The 20441-nt window shown below is 55.7% G+C and carries 15 protein-coding genes; 7 read left to right on the top strand and 8 right to left on the bottom strand.

The annotated features are described in order from the left end of the window. Positions 1-16 precede the first annotated feature (16 nt). The 7 genes from IEW18_RS17440 to IEW18_RS17410 all read right to left on the bottom strand — a co-directional run bounded on the left by IEW18_RS17440 (position 17) and on the right by IEW18_RS17410 (position 9845). Positions 17-1087, bottom strand: a complete 1071-nt coding sequence (locus tag IEW18_RS17440; protein ID WP_188559159.1) for a cytochrome c oxidase subunit II — start codon at positions 1085-1087, stop codon at positions 17-19. An 86-nt stretch (positions 1088-1173) separates the two neighbouring features. Further along, positions 1174-2502 carry a quinol:cytochrome C oxidoreductase gene (locus IEW18_RS17435; protein WP_229728814.1) on the bottom strand — a complete coding sequence of 443 codons (1329 nt, stop codon included), beginning with the start codon at positions 2500-2502 and terminating at the stop codon, positions 1174-1176. 9 nt (positions 2503-2511) lie between these two features. Then, a complete protein-coding gene (locus IEW18_RS17430) occupies positions 2512-3255 on the bottom strand; it encodes a c-type cytochrome (RefSeq protein ID WP_188559158.1) in 744 nt (247 codons plus the stop codon). Then, a complete protein-coding gene (locus IEW18_RS17425; RefSeq protein ID WP_188559157.1) occupies positions 3255-3779 on the bottom strand; it encodes a DUF3341 domain-containing protein in 525 nt (174 codons plus the stop codon). The genes IEW18_RS17430 and IEW18_RS17425 overlap by 1 nt, the downstream gene beginning before the upstream one ends. After that, the gene (nrfD, locus tag IEW18_RS17420) at positions 3772-5229 is read right to left on the bottom strand and encodes an NrfD/PsrC family molybdoenzyme membrane anchor subunit (protein WP_229728813.1); all 1458 of its coding nucleotides are present in this window, start codon (positions 5227-5229) and stop codon (positions 3772-3774) included. Before nrfD ends, IEW18_RS17425 begins: the two co-directional genes overlap by 8 nt. Positions 5230-5307: 78 nt before the next feature. Continuing rightward, positions 5308-8340 (bottom strand): TAT-variant-translocated molybdopterin oxidoreductase, encoded by a 3033-nt coding sequence (locus tag IEW18_RS17415; protein WP_188559156.1) that lies wholly within the window; start codon positions 8338-8340, stop codon positions 5308-5310. A gap of 155 nt (positions 8341-8495) precedes the next feature. Then, complete coding sequence (locus IEW18_RS17410; protein WP_188559155.1) at positions 8496-9845, bottom strand: c-type cytochrome; 1350 nt, start codon at positions 9843-9845, stop codon at positions 8496-8498. A 379-nt stretch (positions 9846-10224) separates the two neighbouring features. Between IEW18_RS17410 and rpsF the strand changes: the two genes are divergently transcribed. The 6 genes from rpsF (at position 10225) to priA (ending at position 18752) form a co-directional block, all read left to right on the top strand. Next, positions 10225-10599 carry a 30S ribosomal protein S6 gene (rpsF, locus tag IEW18_RS17405; RefSeq protein WP_188559154.1) on the top strand — a complete coding sequence of 125 codons (375 nt, stop codon included), beginning with the start codon at positions 10225-10227 and terminating at the stop codon, positions 10597-10599. Between the two features lie 8 nt (positions 10600-10607). Beyond that, positions 10608-10859 carry a 30S ribosomal protein S18 gene (gene rpsR / locus IEW18_RS17400; RefSeq protein ID WP_044002832.1) on the top strand — a complete coding sequence of 84 codons (252 nt, stop codon included), beginning with the start codon at positions 10608-10610 and terminating at the stop codon, positions 10857-10859. A 21-nt stretch (positions 10860-10880) separates the two neighbouring features. Next, entirely contained in the window at positions 10881-11324 is a 444-nt protein-coding gene (rplI, locus tag IEW18_RS17395; RefSeq protein ID WP_188559153.1) for a 50S ribosomal protein L9, read from the top strand. Positions 11325-11619: 295 nt separating this feature from the next. Beyond that, a complete protein-coding gene (locus IEW18_RS17390; RefSeq protein WP_188559152.1) occupies positions 11620-14010 on the top strand; it encodes a GSCFA domain-containing protein in 2391 nt (796 codons plus the stop codon). A gap of 103 nt (positions 14011-14113) precedes the next feature. Then, positions 14114-16135 (top strand): thioredoxin domain-containing protein, encoded by a 2022-nt coding sequence (locus tag IEW18_RS17385; protein ID WP_188559151.1) that lies wholly within the window; start codon positions 14114-14116, stop codon positions 16133-16135. Positions 16136-16205: 70 nt separating this feature from the next. Beyond that, positions 16206-18752, top strand: coding sequence for a replication restart helicase PriA (priA, locus tag IEW18_RS17380; protein WP_188559150.1), 2547 nt, complete (start codon positions 16206-16208; stop codon positions 18750-18752). 73 nt (positions 18753-18825) lie between these two features. Here the strand turns inward: priA and IEW18_RS17375 are convergent, their stop codons facing one another. Next, positions 18826-19380: a hypothetical protein gene (locus IEW18_RS17375; RefSeq protein WP_188559149.1), complete on the bottom strand. Its 555-nt coding sequence runs from the start codon at positions 19378-19380 to the stop codon at positions 18826-18828. 277 nt (positions 19381-19657) lie between these two features. On the opposite strand from IEW18_RS17375, the gene IEW18_RS17370 reads away from it, so the two are divergent. After that, positions 19658-20431 (top strand): class I SAM-dependent methyltransferase, encoded by a 774-nt coding sequence (locus IEW18_RS17370; protein WP_188559148.1) that lies wholly within the window; start codon positions 19658-19660, stop codon positions 20429-20431. The last annotated feature ends 10 nt before the right edge of the window (positions 20432-20441 follow it).

Raw genomic sequence — 20441 nt, 5'->3', positions numbered from 1 at the left:
GTGCAATTAAATGAGATTAGAGCGAAGCCTTAGCTGTTGCAGGAACTACAGCAGCGGCAGCTGGGGTAGTTGCTTTCTCAACCAGTTTATTCGACTTCTGTTTAAAGCTAGCCAGCACATCCGGGTTTTGCGCCGAGAAGGATTTCTGCTGAGCAAACCAAGCAACATAGTCGTCTGGTTCATCCACCACAATGTTCAGCTTCATAGCAAAGTGGCCACGACCGCAAATCTGGTTGCAAGCCAACTCATAAGTGAATTTCGGGTTGCCAGTTTGTGCGCGCATCTCGTCCGTGGTCATGGTTGGCGTGAACCAGAATTTGGTCGGCATACCAGGTACAGCGTACATCTGCACGCGGAAGTGCGGCATGTATACAGCGTGCAATACGTCGCGTGAACGAATCTTCAACAACACCGGGTGACCCTTGGGAACGTGAATTTCAGGTGCCACAAAATCGTCGATACCGTTCTGGTCGCTTAAGTCAAAGCCGAACTCGTTAGTAGCGTCAATCAGACGATAGTTTACGACGCCAAGCTTCTGGTCGCGGCCGGGGTAACGAACCAACCAGTTAAACTGCTTACCCATCACCTCTACTACCACGGCGTCCTTCGGGGCCGGGCCAGTAATGCGGGTCCACTCTTTCCAACCGGCGAACACTAGACCAGCCATTACAATGGCAGGAATCAGCGTCCAGATTACCTCGATTTTGTTGTTGTGCGGGAAGAAGAAGGCGCGACGACCTTCCTTGTGCTGGTACTTGTAGGAATACACGAACAGCAGAATCTGAGTCAGCGTAAATACAATGCCCAGAATAATCATAGTGGTCCAGAACATCCGCTCGGTAGCATGACCGTGCACAGAAGCAATGGGCGGGTTCATCTTGTCGTAGTTGTCAACAAAGGACCAAGCAAAGGCTGCTCCGCCAACAACTAGGAAAATGATGAAAAGAATGGCGTTTACGCGGTTGCTAACCCCTACTTCCCGGGTTGAGCTACCCGAAAAAATAGAAGTTAGAATCTGGAGGCGGAACAGCAGGCCAAACACGACCAGCAGCAACACCAGCACCAGAAGAATACCAAGAGTAGTCATTATCAGGAGGTAGAAGTGAGTACTGAGAGTGAGTGGTGAGGAGCGAAGAGCTTTACTCCTCACCACTCCCAACTCAGCGTCTGAAATCAGGTGGTGTGGTGTACGCTTTCATCCAGGAACGGATGATGAACCGGTACCAGTGAAGCCTGTGAAAGGCGTTTCGTCATCAGAAGCAAGAATGCTCCTAAGAAAATTAGAGCCGTACCAATCTCAATTACAAACCCGTTTTCAGCCTTCATCGTTCCGGGCATCAGCATTAGATAGAAGTCCGACCAGTGGCCAATCAAGATGGCAATGCTCACGATTTTGAGCATAATCATTTGCCGCTTGGCATCCCGAGTCATCAGCACCAGGAAGGGGAATACGAAGTTGATAACCAGGTTGGCAAAGAACATCCAAGTGTACTGGCCATTAAACCCACCCAAGCGCTGGTTATAGTACACCGATTCTTCGGGCAAGTTAGCGTACCAAATCAGCATGAACTGCGAGAACCACACGTAGGTCCAGAAGATGCTGAAGCCAAACATGAATTTACCCAAGTCGTGCAGGTGGCCTTCTTTTACGAAACGGAGGTAGCCAGCTTGCTTAAGCAAAATGGTGCACAGCGTTACTGCAGCAATACCTGATACCCACCACGAGGCGAATACGTACCAGCCAAACATGGTTGAGAACCAGTGCGTGTCAACCGACATTACCCAGTCCCAAGCAGAAATTGAGGACGTAACGGCATAGATTACCAAGAACAAGGCCGATACGTTGATGCTTTTGTGGAAGTACTCCGTACCACCATTCAGGTCCTCAGCAAGGGATAGATCACGCAGGCGTTTGGTGAAGAATGCCCACAGACCCAAAAAGAGCACCATCCGAATCAGGTAGAAGGGGATATTCAAAAATCCTGATTTCCCGGCAATGATTGCGTCATAGTTGGCATTGCCCTTTTCCATAATACCAGGCATGGTCCAATGGAAAATGTCGTTGTTAATCAGGCTCACCAGAAAAACGGCAACCATGATTACCAAGCCAGGAAGCAGCCAAGCACTCAAAGCTTCGTTGATGCGCTTAATCAGTACTGACCAGCCTGCGTAGGCGACGTACTGAATAGCCATAAACACCGTACCGATAGCCGACACTCCCGTGAAGAACACGTTGTTATGCCATAGGCTCACAATCAGGCGCTTCAGCCAAGCGGGACTACCGTGGTGACCGGCTGCGGGACCAGCACCATGGCTAGTAGCTCCGTGTGCAGCGGCCGTTCCTTCGTGATGCTCAGCACCAATGCCCAGAGCAGCCAGCAGTAAGCCGATTGCCAGAACAATGACACCGGCTACGATGATCATGATAAACTTCTTACGAGCATTCGGCGAAACCTCCAGGTATTCAGCCGTAACGCTTTCGTGATGCGTCAGAGTTGCCATAGGAGTAGATTAAAGTGCCGTGCCGTTACGTGCTTTATCACCTGCGCCAGGCGTCTGCGAGGCCTTGTCGGCCTGGGCTTCCTGAACGGGCGACTGTGTCTGAGAATCGGTAGTTTGTGAGGAATCAGCCATTGCCGCATTTGCTACACCACTAGCCTTAAGGAAATCAGTCATACCATCCGGGCCCTTGCCTTGCTGTAGCATACGGACATACATGGCAATTTTCCACCGTTCCTGAGGATTAACCTGCGAGCCATGTGGCATCATGCGGCCTTTACCCCATTGTATCACGTGATAAATATGCCCGTCGTTCATGGTCTTATAGGCTCCTACTGAGTAGTTCGGAACCCCCTTGAACTTTGCTCCTACTGGCCCATCACCAGCGCCTGACTCTCCGTGGCAATGCTGGCAGTTACGCACGTAAAGCGTTTTGCCTTCCTCCAGAGCATCCTTAGTGTACGAGTACGGATTGCGTAGGCTCGTCTCAGCCGTAGCAATGTCGTCCTTCGCAATGTGGGTGTAGTAGTTGGCCTTGCCACGCGGCACCGTTCCTACGGCTGGAACACGCATGTTCAAGCCCATTGGGTTTACCTTGTTGGATTGCTCCTGCTTCAACGGCTCATAAGGAAGTGAGGCGTACATCTCAGGAGCATACTCCAAACCCGGATCATCGGCTCGGTTGCAGGCGGTGGTGAACACCGATGCCAGCAGAACCGCCGACGCTTGCAGAGTTACTTTCAGCGAATGCGTCATTAGAACTTAGACATTTCTTTTTGGTTCACCTCCGAAGCACCGTTGTCACGCAGCAATTGGGTCAGTTTGGTCATATCGGTGCTTTCGTTTACCTCAATGGCCATCACAAACTTATCATCGGTGGAGCGGACATCCAGCACGGGAGTTTTCCAGCGTGGGTAAAGCTTACTGATGGTGTAGAAGGTAATCACCATGCCGTGGCAGCAAAACAGTACCGTCAATTCGAAGGATACTGGGATGAAGGCCGGCAGGGCAATGTGGGGCTTCCCACCGATAATCATGGGCCAATCGAAGCCCAGCATGTAGATCTGCATCCACAGGGCGAAGCTCAAACCAGTGAGGCCAAAGAAGAAGGCCGCAATCGGAAGGCGCGAGCGTTCGATGCCAAGGGCATCGTCGATTCCGTGGATGGGGAACGGCGTGAAAACTTCGTAGATCTTAACGCCCGCTTCGCGGACGTTTTCAACGGCGTGCAGCAGCACGTCTTCGTCGTCGAAGATGCCGAGGGCGAAGCGCTTAGTCATGCTTATCGTAGTTTACAGAGGCCGAGGCGGGGACTCCGTGGGTGGTAGCAGGCTGAGGAGTGTGGTGGTGCGGATCTTGACCGGTATACGTTGGGCCATTGTCCACCGTGTACTTCAGGACGGACTTCACTTCGGCCATGTTAATCACGGGGAAGAACTTGGCAAACAGCAGGAACAAGGTGAAGAACAAACCAATCGTACCCACATAGATGCCGATGTCGATAATGGAAGGCGAGAACATAACCCAGCTCGAAGGCAGGTAGTCACGGTGCAGCGAGGTTACGATAATTACAAAACGCTCGAACCACATACCGATGTTCACGATAATCGACAGCACGAAGGTCAGCGGAATGCTGTAGCGCACACGACGAATCCACACCAGCTGCGGAGTAATCACGTTACAAGTCATCATCGACCAGTAAGCCCACCAGTAAGGGCCGGTAGCGCGGTTGATGAAAGCGTACTGCTCAAACTCAACCTGAGAGTACCAGGCAATAAAGAACTCCGTGATGTATGCTACCCCTACAATAGAGCCCGTTATCATCATGATTTTGTTCATGAGGGCAATGTGCTCAATTGTGATATAGTCCTCCAGTTTGAATACTACGCGAGTAATAAGCATCAGCGTGAGTACCATGGCGAAGCCGGAGAAGATAGCACCAGCAACGAAGTAGGGAGGAAAAATGGTGGTGTGCCATCCCGGAACAACCGAAGTTGCAAAGTCCATTGATACGATAGTGTGCACCGACAGTACCAGCGGCGTAGATACGCCGGCCAGAATCAGCGAAACCGTTTCGTAGCGCGACCAGTGCTTGGCTGAACCCTTCCAGCCGAAGCTCAACAGGGAGTATGCAACTTTAGCAATTGGGCCTTTAGCCCGGTCGCGGATGGTAGCGAAGTCAGGAACCAGACCCGTGTACCAGAATACCAGCGACACGGAGAAGTAGGTCGAAATGGCAAACACGTCCCACAGCAGCGGCGAGTTAAAGTTTACCCACAGCGAACCGAAAGTATTCTGGAAAGGGAATACCCAGAAGGCAAGCCAAGGACGGCCCATGTGCAGAACCGGGAACATGGCCGCGCAGATTACGGCGAAGATGGTCATGGCCTCGGCCGCCCGGTTAATAGAGGTCCGCCACTTCTGACGGAACAACAGCAAAACTGCCGAAATCAGAGTACCCGCGTGACCGATACCTACCCACCACACGAAGTTGGTGATGTCCCAGGCCCAGCCGACAGTTTTGTTCAGGCCCCATTCTCCGATACCATACCACAAAGTGCGGTACACGGAATAAAAAAAGACGCCGAGCAGTAAGAGGGCGACGCTCAAAGCGGCCATCCAGCGGATGTTGGGGGCGGCTTCTACCTGGCGACACACGTCCTGGGTGACGTCGTGGTACGTTTTCCCCCCGGTAACGAGCGGCTCCCGTACAGGCGATACGTGCTGCATAGTTTTTTGGACTTAAAGGAGTAGATGGGGAGGGCAATACTACGGTGGGCACTACTGCCCTCCCCCGTGGCTCAATTTCTAGGCGTTAAACTCCGACGACTCCGTATTCCGGATCTTCGTGAGGTACGTGATGTTCGGCTGGGTGTTAATAGAATCCAGCACGTGGAAGGCACGCTCACCATCTTCCCGGCGCAGAATCTGCGATACGCGGGAGTTGGGGTCGCGCATGTCGCCGAACACGATTGCCTGCGTGGGGCAGGACTGGGCGCAGGCTGAAACAATCTCGCCATCCTGCGGACGACGCTTCTGCTTCTTAGCTTCCAGTTTACCGAGCTGGATCCGTTGCACGCAGAACGAGCACTTCTCCATTACCCCGCGGGCCCGAACCGTTACTTCCGGGTTCAGTACCATGCGGCCGAGGTCGGTGAACATGTGGCCGTTTACGGTTTCGAACTTCTCATTCGAGTAGTACGAGAACCAGTTGAAACGACGCACCTTGTAAGGGCAGTTGTTAGCACAGTAACGCGTACCTACGCAACGGTTGTAGGTCATCTGGTTCAGACCTTCCGAGCTGTGGGTAGTAGCCAGTACCGGGCAAACTGTCTCGCAGGGAGCATGGTTGCAGTGCTGGCACAGCATGGGCTGGAAAATTACCTGCGGGTTTTCCGAAGGATCCTCCATTGCTGCATAAGTATCCAGCTTGCCTTTGGCTTCGAAGTCTGATTTGTGCGAAGCAGAGCTGTAGTACCGGTCGATACGCATCCAGTGCATTTCGCGCCGGTTGATTACTTCCTGCTTACCAACTACGGCAACGTTGTTTTCCGCCTGACACCCAATCACGCACGAGCCGCAGCCGATGCAGGAGTTGAGGTCAATTGCCATGCCCCAGTGGTGGTTCTTATACTCGTAGTCCTGCCACAGAGAGACCTTATTAGGCTTCTCCAGACCTTCAGGAGTGGAAATCTTTTCGTATTCCGTTACCTCTTTGGGGTCTTTGATATACTGCTTCAGCGTAGCCTCTTGAACTACCTGCTTGCGGTCCATGATGGTGTGGTGGGTCTGCGTCTGCGCAATCGGCGACTTAGCACCCGTGGGCGTAATCTGAACGGCATTGCTGTAGATGATGGCGTCATTGCGCATCGTGGCCAGCGGCAGCACGTTCTCACCAAGCTCATTGCCCACTTTACCAGCCCGTACCCGGCCGTAGCCGAGAGCAATACCTACGGTTCCTTTGGCTTGGCCTGGTTGAATCAGCACCGGCAGCTCAACTGATTTACCGTTGGCCGTAACTTTTACTACGTCGCCCTGCTCCCACTTCTGCTCGGCAGCGTAGGCGCGCGGTACCGTGACGTAGTTACCCCAAGTAGCTTTCGTTACTGGGTCAGGCAGTTCCTGCAACCAAGGGTTGTTGGCGAAAAGGTTAGAGCCGTTACCGATACCCACCTTTTCGTAAATCACCAACTCAATGCCTGTGGGCTTCGGAGCTGATTTGATGGCGTTGATAGCGCCGTTAACGTCTAGCGCAGCGCCAACCTGAGCTACTGGAGCCGGAGAAGCCGTTCCTGCAGCTACACCGTCGTGCACAGCCTTGTCCCAGGCCTTATTAAAGTCGCCGCCTAGTACCCCCTTCCACTGATTGCGGAGGTAGTTATAGTAAGTGGTGGGGCTGCCAGCCCACGTCAGCAGCGAATCCTGGGCCTGACGGGTAGCGAATAGCGGCGTAATTACCGGCTGGGCCAGGCTCAGAGAACCCCGCTTCGGCTCGTAGTCATTCCACGACTCCAGGAAGTGATGGTCGGGAGCGGCGTACGTGCACAGCTCACCCGTCTCATCCAGGCGGTCATTAAGCGAAATAGTTGTTCTAACCTTACCAGCCTTTAGCGCCGCGGCCAGATCGGCCCCCATGGGGTGGTCGAACACAGGGTTAGCGTGGTAGAAGATAACCGCGCCTACCTGACCATTGCGAATGTCCGTTAGCAGACGAGCCATCCGAGCATCATCGCCCTGACGAACCATCGAGGGGTTAGCCACGTCAACGGCGGCCGAGCCGAGGCGCTGGTTAATGGCGGTTACGAGGGTCTGGATGGCTGGGTCGTTGGAGCCCGATACCACCAGGCCACGTGCACCAGCACGGGTCAGTTCAGAAATAGCTGTCTGCAGACGTTTATCAGTGGAGGTAGCGCCACCTACTACGCTGTTATACACGGCCAATATTGCTTCTCCCATTTCGGAAGGCTTCAGCGGCACGCGTACGTCGGCGTTAGAGCCGGTCAGCGACATATTGCTCTCAAACTGGAAGTGCCGAGACATCGTCTGCTTCTCCCGCGACACCTTACGGTTGGTGATGTACTGGCGAGCGTACTCAACCGGCGACAACCACGTACCAAGGAAATCAGCGCCGAAGCTTACGATTACGTCCGCCTTGCTGAAGTCATAAGCCGGCAGAACGCCACCATTGGCCCGCAACAACCCAGAAGCTGAGTCTACGTCATACATCACGTGCTCAGTACCCGCGAAACGGGCCCCAAACTCAGCGATAACCTTCTTAGTAGAAGGGCTGATGATAGTAGGCGAAACAATGGCTACGCGACCAGCGCCAGCCAGAGCGTTACGCACTTCCTGGTCCAGCTGGTCCTTATCAATCTTAGCACCCTTCTTGGCGAAGTGCTGCAAACGGCCGCCGTCGTAGAGGCTCAGTACTACTGCTTGAGCGCGGGCTGACAAACCGCCGCGAGTAACAGGCGACTCAGGGTTTCCTTCAAACTTAATCGGACGGCCCTCGCGGGTTTTTACCAGGATGCTGTTGTAGTCCTGGCCGTTGAAGAAAGTAGAAGCGTAGAAGTTGGCAATACCCGGATCAACTTCCTCAGGCTTGTTGAGGTAGGGAATAGCCTTTCGAATGGGGGTTTCGCAGCTGGCGAGGGTGGCAGCGGCAAGACCGAAGCCCATTAGCTTGAGGAAGTCGCGGCGAGGCGCAACCGTGGCATCAGCGCTGCCATGGGATTCCTTCACCGGCATGAAGTCAGCAAACTCGGCGAGTGCATTCTTCACGAACTCCGGTGAGTTCTCCAGTTCCTCAATTCCCTTCCAGTACTTAGGCGACTCTTGCATCGTGTTTTTGGAACTTAGGGTCTCAGAGACTTAGGGACGCGGATACAAAGTCCGTACAGTCTCTAAGCAGGCTTTTTTTAAAGGGAAGTGGGGTCTTCGGCTTTGGGCGCTTGGCGAATATTTCCAAGCCTCCCAAAGCCGGAGACCCTATGATATTAGTAGTGGCACTTCGAGCACTCCGTACCGCCGTTCGACGATACCGTGAAAGGCACTGCACCGTTCGACTTATCATGTAGTTTCACGAGGTTGTCGTAGTAGCCGTTGCCCTTGGTGTTGAGCGGGGTTTCGCGGTGGCAGTTGATGCACCAGCCCATGGTCAGGGGAGAGTACTGGTAAACAACGTCCATGTTCTGAATCGGACCGTGACAGGTCTGGCACTCAACACCACCTACCTGCGTGTGCTGGGCGTGGTTGAAGTAAGCCAAGTCGGGCAGGTTGTGAATGCGTACCCACTGGATAGGCTGCTTCCGCTCAATGGCCCGGTAAATTTTCTTGATTTCCGGCGACTCCGTTTTGATCTGCGAGTGGCAGTTCATGCAGATGTTGGCCGAAGGAATGTTAGCCGAGCGGCTCTTGTATACCGAAGTGTGGCAGTAGGCGCAGTTGATCTGGTGCTCGCCAGCGTGCAATTTGTGCGAGAAGGCAATTGGCTGGGTAGGCTGGTAGCCCTGGGTCAAACCTACCCCCATGGCGCCCTGAATGCTTTCGTATAGAACAGCTAGGACAAACACAACTCCAACGATAGCCCGAACGGCCGTCGACTTGTAGATCTTCGAAAAGTCGAAGCGCTGCTCCAGAATCTCCCGGTCGCGACCATCAAGGTCTTTGCGGCCGCGGAGCACATCCTTCATGATGTTGGCGATGATAACCAGCGTCACCACCAGCACAATCAGCACCACTACCAGCACGATGAGCAGGATGTTCATCGACTTGCCATCGGCACCGGCAGCGGCGGCATCAGCGCCGGCAGGGCCTTGTTCACCGGGCTTAATACCCGTGCCGTTTGCGTTGTCGTTCGGACCGGTAGCTTGGCCTTCCTGCGAGGTAACCCAAGCCACGATAGAGGTAATCTCCTGGTCCGACAGCTGGAAGCTAGGCATCTGCTGCTTCTGGTACTGGTTGAAAATTTTCACCGAGTACTCGTCGCCGCTGGCAACCATCTTGCTGGAGTTCTTTACCCATGGAATGATCCAAGACATGGGCCGGCGCTTGGTGATACCAGCCAGAGCCGGGCCCACGATTACCTCATTGACAGCGTGACACTGGGCGCAGTTACCTTTAAAAAGAGCATCGCCGGCTGCAATAGCAGCGGCATCACCTCCGCCAGCGGCGGGTGCGACCGCCGTAGCGGGGGTTGCGGCAGCCGTAGCGCCGGGGGCCACGCCTTCCTTGCTCACGCCCGGGGCCGAGCCAACAGCCTGGGCGAAGGAATCACCAAGGGTAGCAACGGTCAGGAACAGAGCGAGAAAAAGGCGGGAAAGGGGACGAAGTCGGATGCTATTCATAGCACAATTTGACTGGAAAAAAGAAACGCGGGGGTGCTTCAAGGCCACAAATGTAGGTCGGGAAACCCAGAGAACAAACCAGGGTTGGCTAATTTTCGCCCCTGCTGGCAAGCTTAGAATCATTCTAAAATGCAGAAATCACTCACCTTATATATAGGTGTACTTGCGAGTGAACTTCCTACCCTCCCTCACCGAACCTCTATTTGGGGTGTACTCTTATTTGCCAACTTCCCAAGGGGCAGAAGGTTTCGTCGCTGAGAGTCAAAATCTTAAGCTCCCAGATTTCCTAATTTAAACTGGAGGCTAGAGTAGTTGTTGCGGTAAATCCTGTTATCTTTGCCCCTCATTTAGTTTTTCACATAATTTTCACCCCGTCGTAATGGCAGTAAGAAATTACGAGACGGTCTTCATTTTGACTCCCGTGCTGAACGAGAGCCAAGTGCAAGAGACGGTCGAGAAGTTCTCGCAGGTGCTTAAGGAAAATAGCGCCGACATCATCAACACTGAAGCTTGGGGCCTCAAGAAACTGGCGTACCCAATTCAGAAAAAAAACACCGGGTATTACTTCCTCGTGGAGTTCACCGGCGAAGGTAACGTCGTAGACACGCTGGAACTCGCGTTCCGCCGGGACGAGCGGGTTATCCGTTTCCTGACCACTGTACTGGACAAGCACGCCGTAGCCTACGGTGCGCGTCGCCGCAAGGGCGAAATGAACCAGCAGAAAGCTAAACAATCGGAAGCCGTAGCCCAGTAGTAGAGAAGATGAGCCTCGCCAACGAAAAAATCCACAAGCAGGATACGCGCAAGAAATACTGCCGCTTCCAGAAGAACGGCATTAAGTACGTAGACTACAAAGACCCGAACTTCCTGTTGAAGTTTGTCAACGAGCAGGGCCGCATCCTGCCCCGCCGTATCACTGGTACCAGCCTGAAGTTTCAGCGCAAAGTTGCCCAGGCCGTGGCTAAAGCCCGTCACCTGGCCCTGATGCCCTACGTAACTGATTCGCTGAAGTAACCCGCCAACCGTAGTACTGACATGGAAGTAATTCTGAAAGACGACGTTAAAGGCCTGGGCTACAAGAACGACGTTGTTACTGTAAAGCCCGGCTACGGCCGTAACTACCTGCTCCCGCAGGGTCTGGCCGTACTGGCCGACAAAACCAACAAGAAAATTGTAGCGGAGAACGTACGCCAGGCAGCTCACAAGGCTGAAAAGGTGAAATCCGATGCCCAGGCTATTGCCGACAAAATCGGTGATGTAGTGCTGGACATTCCTGCTAAGGTGGGTGAGAGCGGCAAAATCTTCGGCCGCGTAACTACCCTGCAACTGGCCGACGCCCTCAAGGCGAAAGGTGTTGACGTAGAGCGCAAGCGCCTCTCCTTCGACTCGGAGCCCAGCGTAGTAGGTTCGTACACCGCTACGGTTGACTTGCACCGCGAGGTGAAGCACAAGGTTCGCTTCAACGTAGTAGCTGAGTAAGCTACACTCGAGCCAGCGTTTCAAAAGCGCCCGGTTGCTTTGGCAGCCGGGCGCTTTTTATATTATTCTTTTCCGTAGGTCTGCGCTGTCTCACGCCTGAGCCAATGAAGGCCGCGGCTAACCGGGTGGAGCTAGCAATGAGAAACATATCTGGGTTTCTCTATCGTATAGCTGGTTTCTAACCCTGCCTCTCCCCTGCTAGTGGCCTTCTCTCCCAGGATAGCAATTTTGGCTGAACGCGGGATGTTGAGTAGGTTGCCTATCCGTTGGCCCGCCAAAGGCCGTATTCAAAAACATGTTTCGTACTGAACTACCGCTCACGCCCCATCCGCAACAGCTGCCCCTTTCGGCGCGGGTGCTGACCATAGGCTCCTGTTTTTCGGATTCTATTGGTTCGCGCCTCGTTGATTTCAAGGTTGCGACGATGGTAAATCCCTTCGGAACTGTGTTCAATCCGCTTTCCGCTTGCAAACTGTTGCGAGCCGCCGCGGGCGAAGACATGGACTGGCAACAACACTTGGTGGAGGCCCGTGGCCGCTGGCAGAGCTACGACTTGCACGCTGAGGTAGGAGCTGACAACCCAGTGGCTCTGCTACAACACATTCAAACCCTTACGCGAGAAGCCGGTGTGTTTCTGGCCACGGCCGATGCCGTAGTGCTTACCCTGGGCACGGCATATGCCTACCGCCTGCGCGAGACGGATGAGATTATTAGTAACTGTCATAAGGTTCCGGCTGAGAAATTTGAGCGGGAAATGCTTACGGCCGATGAAATTATTGCGGCCGTAGCGGAAACGCATGCCTACCTGCGGCGCATTAATCCCAAGCTGCGCTTCGTTCTGACGGTAAGCCCGGTGCGGCACCTAAAGGAAACCTTGGTGCTAAATTCTGCCAGCAAGTCCATGCTGCGAGTGGCGTGCCACTACCTGAGTGAGTTGCTACCAGATGTGTCGTATTTCCCAGCCTACGAGCTGCTGCTGGATGATTTGCGCGACTATCGTTTCTATGCCTCAGACATGCTGCACCCCTCGGAGGTAGCAGAAAACTACATCTGGGAGCGGTTTACCCGCACGTACTTTGACACGGCTTTCGGCCGGTTTAAAAAGGAGTGGGAAGGTATTCGGCAGGCCCTGGGGCACCGGCCCCTGCACGCGGCTGCCCCGGAGCATCGGCAGTTTTTGGAAGCAACGCTGGAGCGGCTGCGCAAAATCAGCGCTCAGGCCGACGTACGCATGGAAATGCTACACGTGGAGCGTGAGTTGGCAGCCCTTCCCATCCCGATGCTCGAGCCCGAAGAGCCGGAGCTGGAGGAATTCGATGACGACGAAGAACGGATAGACATCGGCAACGTGGCTCCTCATGAGGAGGAAGTGGAAACCAAAGAATCGGCTGCTAGCCTGGTGCGGCCCGGTGCTGGGCTTTTGGTGGAACCGGAGGAAGCAGACGAGGAAGAAGCCGAAGACGAGGCGGACATCACGCCTGAATCGGCTTACGAGCACGCGTACACGCTAGCGCAGACCGAAGACTCTGACGACGAAGCAACCGATGCTGCCAATACTGACCTGGAGGAAAATCCCGATGAGCCCGTGCGTAAAAAGAAACGCCGTTCCCGGGGCGGTGCCAAGCGCACCAAGCGTAAACACGCCCGTTTGGCTGCTGAAAACAACGCGGGAGCCGCTACTACCTCAGCTAGCATGGAGGAAGCTGCAGACCCTACTTCTTTCGCCCCCGCTGTAGACCAGCAAGAAGCGCCAGCTGCCGAGCCGGATTCGGAGGTAGTGTACATCACGGAAGCCGAGCTGCGCCAGGGCAACCGACGTGCTCCGGAGCCTGAACCCGAGGTAGGCCAGCCTGCTTTGCAAGCAGTGGAGCTTGAGGAGGTGGGTGACACTACTGAGCCCGAGGCGGAACCTTCTTCGGAAGCGCGCCCCCGACGCAGCCGCAACAAAAGAAGGGAGCCCAAGCCAGAGCAGGCTGACCGTCCTGCTGGCCGCACTGCTCGTCGGCCGTTGTACGCCGCGCCGGAAGAACCAGAGGCTATTGCTTCTGTACCGGAAGGGGCCAGCGAAGCGCCTCAACCAACTGCTCCAGAACCAGCGGCTAGCTCTGGTGTAGAAACTTCAGCAACTCCTGCTCTCACGACAGCATCCTCGGATGTGGAGTCAACTCCTACGTCGGCAGCCACGGAGCCAGTAGCAGAGCAAGAAGAAACTGCGGTGGTAGCCAAAGCAACTAGCCGGAATAGGCGCTCGGTAACCCCAGCTAGTCCAGCTCGGCCGAGTCGGTCCAAAAAGGCTCAGGTAGCCACGACTATAGAAGCCACAGCTCTTAGCGAGCCGGCTACTCCTGCCCCTGCTGATACAGCGCCAACTGTAGCTTCGCCTGAGGTGCCGGCGGCTGCCACGGCTTCCAAAGCTCGCAGCAGAAAGCGGCCTGCAACCAAGGAAACTTCGCTGCCCCCAGCTGAGGCTCCTCCTGCCCCCCCGACTCCCGCGGAGGCTCCACCGGCTACGCCAAAGAAGCGCGCCCCGCGTCGTCCAGCTCCCACTACGGAGGCTCCGCTAGTTCCTAGTGCTGCTGCCTCCCCGGAAGTTGCACCGGAAGCCGCCCCAGCGCCTCCTAAGCGCCGCGTTCGGCCCCCGCGCCGTAAGCCCGACCCCGATTCATCGGCACCGGAAAATAGCTGATTTAAAACCCGGCCCCTGGTGGTCGGGTTTTCTTTTTGCACTGCTCAAGCCGCCATTTGCGGACGGGGCCCTGCCTTTCCCTTGTCCTTACTTTTTGCTACCCATGGCTGCTCACTCGAACCGCCTCGCCCAGGAGTCTAGTCCTTACCTACTGCAGCACGCCCACAATCCCGTCGATTGGTATCCGTGGGGACCGGAAGCCCTGGAGCGGGCCCGCCAGGAGCGTAAGCCCATTATCGTCAGCATTGGCTACGCGGCTTGCCACTGGTGCCACGTGATGGAGCGTGAGTCGTTTGAGAACCCGCAGGTAGCGGCGGTGATGAACGCACAGTTTGTGTGCATTAAAGTAGACCGGGAGGAGCGGCCCGATGTCGACCAAGTGTATATGGATGCGCTGCACGCCATGGGGGTGCAGGGCGGCTGGCCGCTGAACGTTTTTCTTACCCCCGACGCTAAACCATTCTATGGTGGCACCTACTTTCCACCGCGCAACTGGCTGCCCCTGCTCACCAGCATCGGCCAAGGGTATGCCGGGGAGCACCGAGCAGAGTTAGACGCTTCCGCAGAGCAGTTCGCGCGGGTGCTGCAGGCCAGCGAGCTGGAAAAGTACCGGACCCCTGATACCGCAGTTGGCGTGTCAGACGAGCAGTTCAAGCTATTGGTGTACAACCTCGCGGCGAAGTTCGACCGGGAGCAAGGCGGCCTGAACCGGGCCCCGAAGTTCCCGATGCCCAGCATCTGGCGCTTTCTACTGCAGGCCCACGCCGTTTCCGGGAGCTCCACCATCCTCGCTCAACTCAACCTGACGCTCCGCAACATGGCCTGGGGCGGCCTATATGACCAGGTAGGCGGTGGTTTTGCGCGCTACTCCGTGGATGAGCAATGGCTGGTGCCTCACTTTGAAAAGATGCTCTATGACAACGGGCAGCTACTAAGCTTGTACTCAGAGGCATATCAGGTAACGGCCGACCCGTTGTACCGCCAAATTGTGGAGGAAACCGTCGGTTTTCTGAGTCGCGAGTTGATGAGCCCGGAAGGCGGTTTTTACTCTGCCCTGGATGCCGATAGTGAAGGCGAGGAAGGCAAGTTTTATATCTGGACGATGAGCGAGCTGCACGAAGTGCTGGGCGCGGAAGCAGCCCTGGCTGCGGCGTACTATAACTGCACACCGGAGGGCAATTGGGAACACAGCGTGAACATTCTGCACCGCAAGGCCACAAATGCCGACTTTGCCCAAGAATACCAACTAGCCCCCGAAGTAGTGCAGGAACGAGCCCGAACCTGGCGCGCGAAGCTGCTGGCAGCCCGCGCCGCCCGGGTGCGACCGACCCTTGATGACAAAATCCTCACTGGCTGGAACGCGCTGGCCTTGCAGGGCTTGCTGGATGCCTACCGAGCCTTCACCGAGCCGCACTATTTGGAGCTAGCGTTGCGGAATGCCCACTTTCTGCGCGCTAACCTGCACCGTGGCCCGGGCCTGCACCGCAACTACAAAAACGAACGGGCCACTATTCCCGCCTTTTTAGAAGATTACGCCCTGCTGATTCAGGCCTACCTGAGCTTGTACGAAGCAACTTTTGCCGAAGAATGGCTACGGGAAGCCGACCGCCTGACGGCCTACGTGCTCGACCATTTTTTCGACCCGCAGGAAAAGCTGTTCTTTTTTACGGCTGACAACGGAGAAGCCCTGATTGCCCGCAAAAAGGAGCTGTTCGACAACGTTATTCCGGCCTCCAACTCCGTGATGGCGCGCAATCTGCACCGGCTGGGCCTGCACTTAGAGAACAGCCAGTATTTGGAGCTGGCCGCCACCATGCTGCAGCAAGTGCTGCCCTTGGTTGTGCACGAGCCCCAGAGTATGGCAAACTGGGCGGGCCTGTACACTACCCTGCTCCGGCCGGCCGCCGAAATTGCCATTGTCGGGTTAGAGGCCGAGGCATTTCGCAACGAGCTAAGCCGCCGCTACTTACCCGGTGCGGTGCTGGCCGGCAGTAGCGGTAGTAGCTCCCTACCCCTACTCCGCGACCGAAGCGCCCGGAACGGACAGACCACTATCTATGTCTGCTTTAACCGGGCCTGCCAACAGCCGGTGCACTCCGTAGCCGAGGCATTGGCCCAGCTTTGATGCCCGAACAGCCGCCGGTTCCGGCCGCCGGCGTGTTATCTTTACCCTCCGCTTCCAGCCTGATTTTCCTTTGAGCCTCACGTTTGACTTTGTTCAGCCCCAGCCAGAACCCGCCGCCGACCGCGTTACGCTGTTCGCCGACGTCATTCTGCCGCTGCCGCTGCCTAAGCTCTACACCTACCGCGTCCCCTTTGAGCTGAACGACCAGGTGGTGGTGGGCGGGCGCGTGATTGTGCAGTTCGGGGCCAAACGTACGCTCAGCTGCATTGTGGCTGCCGTGCACGAAACGCCGCCCAAGGAATACCAGGCCAAGTACATTCTGGAGTTCATTGACGACGCGCCGGTAGTTACGCAGCCCCAGCTGAAGCTTTTCCGCTGGATGGCCGAGTACTACCTCTGCACGCTGGGCGAAGTTATTAACGCGGCCCTGCCCTCGGCCCTGAAGCTCAGCTCCGAAAGCCGCGTGCAGCTTCACCCGGCTTTCGATGCGGAAACCAACCCCTACCCGCTCAGTGAGCAGGAGCAGAAAGTAGTGGATGCCTTGAGCACCGGCGAGGAAGGCAAGTCCCTGACGTTCACGGAGGTCGGCGACTTGCTCGGTATTGCCTCTTTTCACAAGTACATCAAGTCCCTGATGCAGAAGGACGTGGTGTTTTTGTTTGAGCATCTGCAGGACAAGTATTCGCCGAAGGTGGTGAAGAAAGTTCGGCTGGCCCACCACCTGGTAGCGGAAGCGGCCTTGGAGCAGCTGTTTGCCCAGTTGGCCTCGAAAGCCAAGCAGCTGGATGTACTCATGCGCTACCTGCAGCGGGTGCCGGTGTACCAGAGCGAGCATGCCAACCACAAGGGCATGGAAAAGGCGGCCCTGACCTCGGCACCGCACCTTTCGCCTTCGGCCGTGAATACGCTCATCAAAAACGGCATTCTGGAGCAGTTCGACACCATCGTGTCGCGCTTCCCGCTGGACGAGGACGACGCGGAGGCCAAGATGCACTTCACCCTGAGCCCGGCCCAGCAGGAAGCCCGCGACGACATCATGCGGCAGTTCCAGCAGAAGGACATTGTGCTGCTGCACGGCGTAACGGGCGCCGGCAAAACGGAAATCTACATCGAGCTGATCAAGCAGGCCCTGGATGGGGGCGGGCAAGTGCTGTACCTGCTACCCGAAATTGCCCTCACGGCCCAGATTGTGACCCGCCTGATGCGCGTGTTCGGCTCGCGGCTGGGCGTGTACCACTCCAAGTTTTCCGACAACGAGCGAGTGGAAGTGTGGAACGGGGTGCTGTCGGGCCGGTTTCAGGTGGTGATTGGGGTGCGCTCCTCCGTGTTCCTGCCCTTCGATAACCTGGCCCTGACCATTGTGGATGAGGAGCACGAGTCGAGTTACAAGCAGTACGACCCCTCGCCGCGCTACAACGCCCGCGAGGTGGCCCTAATGATGGCCAACTTCCAGGGCTCGAAAACGCTGCTGGGCTCGGCTACCCCCGCCGTGGAAACCTATTACCAGGCCCGCGCCGGCCGCTACGGGCTGGTTTCCCTGACCAAGCGTTTTGGCGAAGCCGGCCTGCCGGAAATTGTGCTGGTAGATACCCGCAAGAGTCGGGAGCAGAAAACTATGCACAACCATTTTACGCCGGAGCTAATGGCGGAAATGGAAACCAAGCTGGCCCTCAAGGAGCAGGTGATTCTGTTTCAGAACCGCCGCGGCTACGCGCCCTTCATCAACTGCCTCGACTGCGGCTGGATTCCGAAGTGCAAGAGTTGCGCCGTGAGCTTGAGCTACCACAAGCACAGCCACGAGCTGCGTTGCCACTACTGTGGCTACCACGAGCGGATGGTAGCGCAGTGCCCGGCCTGCGGCTCGCGCAACGTGAAAACCGTAGGCTTCGGTACCGAAAAACTGGAGGATGACCTGAAAGTAATGCTGCCTCAGGCCAACGTGCAGCGCATGGACCTGGATACCACCCGCGCCAAGAACTCCTACCAGCAAATCATTGCTGACTTCGAGAAGCAGAACACCAATGTGCTGGTAGGCACCCAGATGGTCACTAAGGGCCTTGATTTTGCCAACGTAAGCCTGGTAGGCATCATCAACGCGGACAGCATCATTCATTACCCCGACTTCCGGGCCCACGAGCGGGCCTTCCAGATGTTTGTGCAGGTAAGCGGGCGGGCGGGCCGCAAGGGCAAAAAAGGCCGGGTAATTATTCAGACCGGTGACCCGCAGCAGGTCATCTTCGATAAGGTTATCCGCAACGATTACCTGGAGTTTTACGAGTACGAGATTCTGCAACGGCGCGAGCATGGCTACCCGCCATTCATGCGCATCATTCGGCTCACGGTAAAGCACATGGATGCCGTGGTGGGCGAGCGGGCCGCCTTGCTGCTCACCCAGGAACTGGTCGACCGGCTGGGCCGGGAGGCGGTACTAGGGCCAGAGGCGCCTTATATCTTCCGCATCCGCAACTTCTACCTCCAGGAAATCACCATAAAGCTGAGCCGGGAGCACACCGTCCTGCGCGCAGCCAAGGCCGATGTTATGGCTGCCGTGGACATCGTGCGCAACCAGAAAGAGTTCAAGCAGGTGCGCATTGCCGCCGACGTAGACCCGATGTAGGATGCTATGCATAAATCAAAAAGCCTTTTCCAGTTGGAAAAGGCTTTTTGAAAAGTATGCCTGGTAAGCTGGTTTAAGCCATATCCAACAACGCCAGGATGATGAACACAATACCAATGATGGCTACAATACTACCAAGTAAACTAAAGATACCTCCAGGCAGAATGGTAATCAGGGCTCCTATCAATACCAATATAATACCTAACTTCAGATTGCGGCTTATAGCGTTGGTTGAAGCAGTATCAGTTTTGGTAAGCTTAGCAGCAACTTTATCGGCCTTTCTATCTAGTTTAGCTAGCATCACCTTCTGAGCCATATTCAACTTAATGGTTTTAGGAGCGGCTTTAGTAGCGGAATGGGCCGAAGCTGGCTCGGCAACAACCTTTTGGCTAGCAGCAGTAGCTGAAGTAGCTAATGGAGCGGTTGATGCAGGTTGGGAAACCTGGGTAGCTGTTACTGCTGGAGCTTCTGCTGCTGAGGCAGCTACGGTGGGAGCTTCTACCGCAACTGGAGTAGCAACGGGTGCGGGCGCTACTACCACACCCCGCTGGGCACCGTGGTAAGCAGATGACGTTTTGGGCAGCATGGCGTACTCGGCGCGGTTGCAGCTGGTCAGGGCTACAGCCACAGCGGCAACAGCCGTCAGCTTGTGCAGGAGTCCGGATAGGTGTTTCATGAGCGAAAAGAAATTAGGGTGAATAGTATGGAAACGGGACTTGTACGGGCCAAAGTAAAAAACGAAAACAGAAAACTGGATTAATTCTGTGGTTCTGCTTGTTCTAATTCAGCCTTTATTCGGCTACGCAGGCATTTAAGCGAGGGTTATTTTTTGTTGATTCTTGCGCAGCCGAACGGTTCCGTCGGCTAGGATGTTAAGGTTGCGCTGTTTATTTGCACCCGTGCATATGTCCTTCCCAATAAAGTATTTGCTTTCCTTAGGCGCAGCTGGTTTTCTACTCGGGCAATGGGCCTGCACGCAACCTCTCACCGAAAGCACCGCCGCGCAGCTAGTCGAGGAAAATCGCCGCGCCCTACCCGATACCAGCGGCTATGAGCGGCGAGCTCCTCAGGACCCCAATGGTATCAGCACCTACTATATGGGCCGCCAGATTGCGCACGTAATGGGCCATGAAGGCGCCGGCTGGCTGGAACGCACCGACCGGCAGCAGGAGGAAGGCACCGATATTCTGCTGCGGGAACTGAAGCTGAAGCCTACCGATGTGGTAGCCGATATTGGCGCGGGCACGGGCTATTTCACGTTTCGGATGAGTTCGCTGGTACCCAAAGGCAAAGTGCTGGCCGTGGACATTCAGCCGGAAATGTTGGCTGCTCTGCGCGAAACCACCGAGAAGCGCCATATCCATAATGTGGTGCCGGTGCGCGGCACAACCGACAACCCCAATCTCCCCGCCAAAGGCGTAGATCTGGTGCTTATCGTGGATGCCTACCACGAGTTTGACCACCCAAGGGAAATGATGCGCGCCATCCGCAATTCCCTGACTCCTACTGGTCGGGTAGCGTTGGTCGAATATCGGGCCGAGGATCCGAAAGTCGCCATCAAGCGTATCCACAAGATGAGTGTAGCTCAGGTTCGGCGTGAAATGGCGGCCATTGGGCTCCGCCTTACCGATTCAGTAGAAACACTACCTCAGCAGCACTTGCTGTTCTTCCAGAAGTAAAAGGCTCGAG

Source organism: Hymenobacter glacieicola, from assembly GCF_014640315.1.
GTDB classification, from domain to species: domain Bacteria; phylum Bacteroidota; class Bacteroidia; order Cytophagales; family Hymenobacteraceae; genus Hymenobacter; species Hymenobacter glacieicola.
This window is presented reverse-complemented; position numbering and strand designations above follow the sequence as displayed.

Coding starts and splice junctions, on each gene's coding strand:
- IEW18_RS17440 (WP_188559159.1), bottom strand. CDS start 1,087: ATGACTACTCTTGGTATTCTTCTGGTGCTGGTGTTGCTGCTGGTCGTG.
- IEW18_RS17435 (WP_229728814.1), bottom strand. CDS start 2,502: ATGGCAACTCTGACGCATCACGAAAGCGTTACGGCTGAATACCTGGAG.
- IEW18_RS17430 (WP_188559158.1), bottom strand. CDS start 3,255: ATGACGCATTCGCTGAAAGTAACTCTGCAAGCGTCGGCGGTTCTGCTG.
- IEW18_RS17425 (WP_188559157.1), bottom strand. CDS start 3,779: ATGACTAAGCGCTTCGCCCTCGGCATCTTCGACGACGAAGACGTGCTG.
- nrfD (WP_229728813.1), bottom strand. CDS start 5,229: ATGCAGCACGTATCGCCTGTACGGGAGCCGCTCGTTACCGGGGGGAAA.
- IEW18_RS17415 (WP_188559156.1), bottom strand. CDS start 8,340: ATGCAAGAGTCGCCTAAGTACTGGAAGGGAATTGAGGAACTGGAGAAC.
- IEW18_RS17410 (WP_188559155.1), bottom strand. CDS start 9,845: ATGAATAGCATCCGACTTCGTCCCCTTTCCCGCCTTTTTCTCGCTCTG.
- rpsF (WP_188559154.1), top strand. CDS start 10,225: ATGGCAGTAAGAAATTACGAGACGGTCTTCATTTTGACTCCCGTGCTG.
- rpsR (WP_044002832.1), top strand. CDS start 10,608: ATGAGCCTCGCCAACGAAAAAATCCACAAGCAGGATACGCGCAAGAAA.
- rplI (WP_188559153.1), top strand. CDS start 10,881: ATGGAAGTAATTCTGAAAGACGACGTTAAAGGCCTGGGCTACAAGAAC.
- IEW18_RS17390 (WP_188559152.1), top strand. CDS start 11,620: ATGTTTCGTACTGAACTACCGCTCACGCCCCATCCGCAACAGCTGCCC.
- IEW18_RS17385 (WP_188559151.1), top strand. CDS start 14,114: ATGGCTGCTCACTCGAACCGCCTCGCCCAGGAGTCTAGTCCTTACCTA.
- IEW18_RS17370 (WP_188559148.1), top strand. CDS start 19,658: ATGTCCTTCCCAATAAAGTATTTGCTTTCCTTAGGCGCAGCTGGTTTT.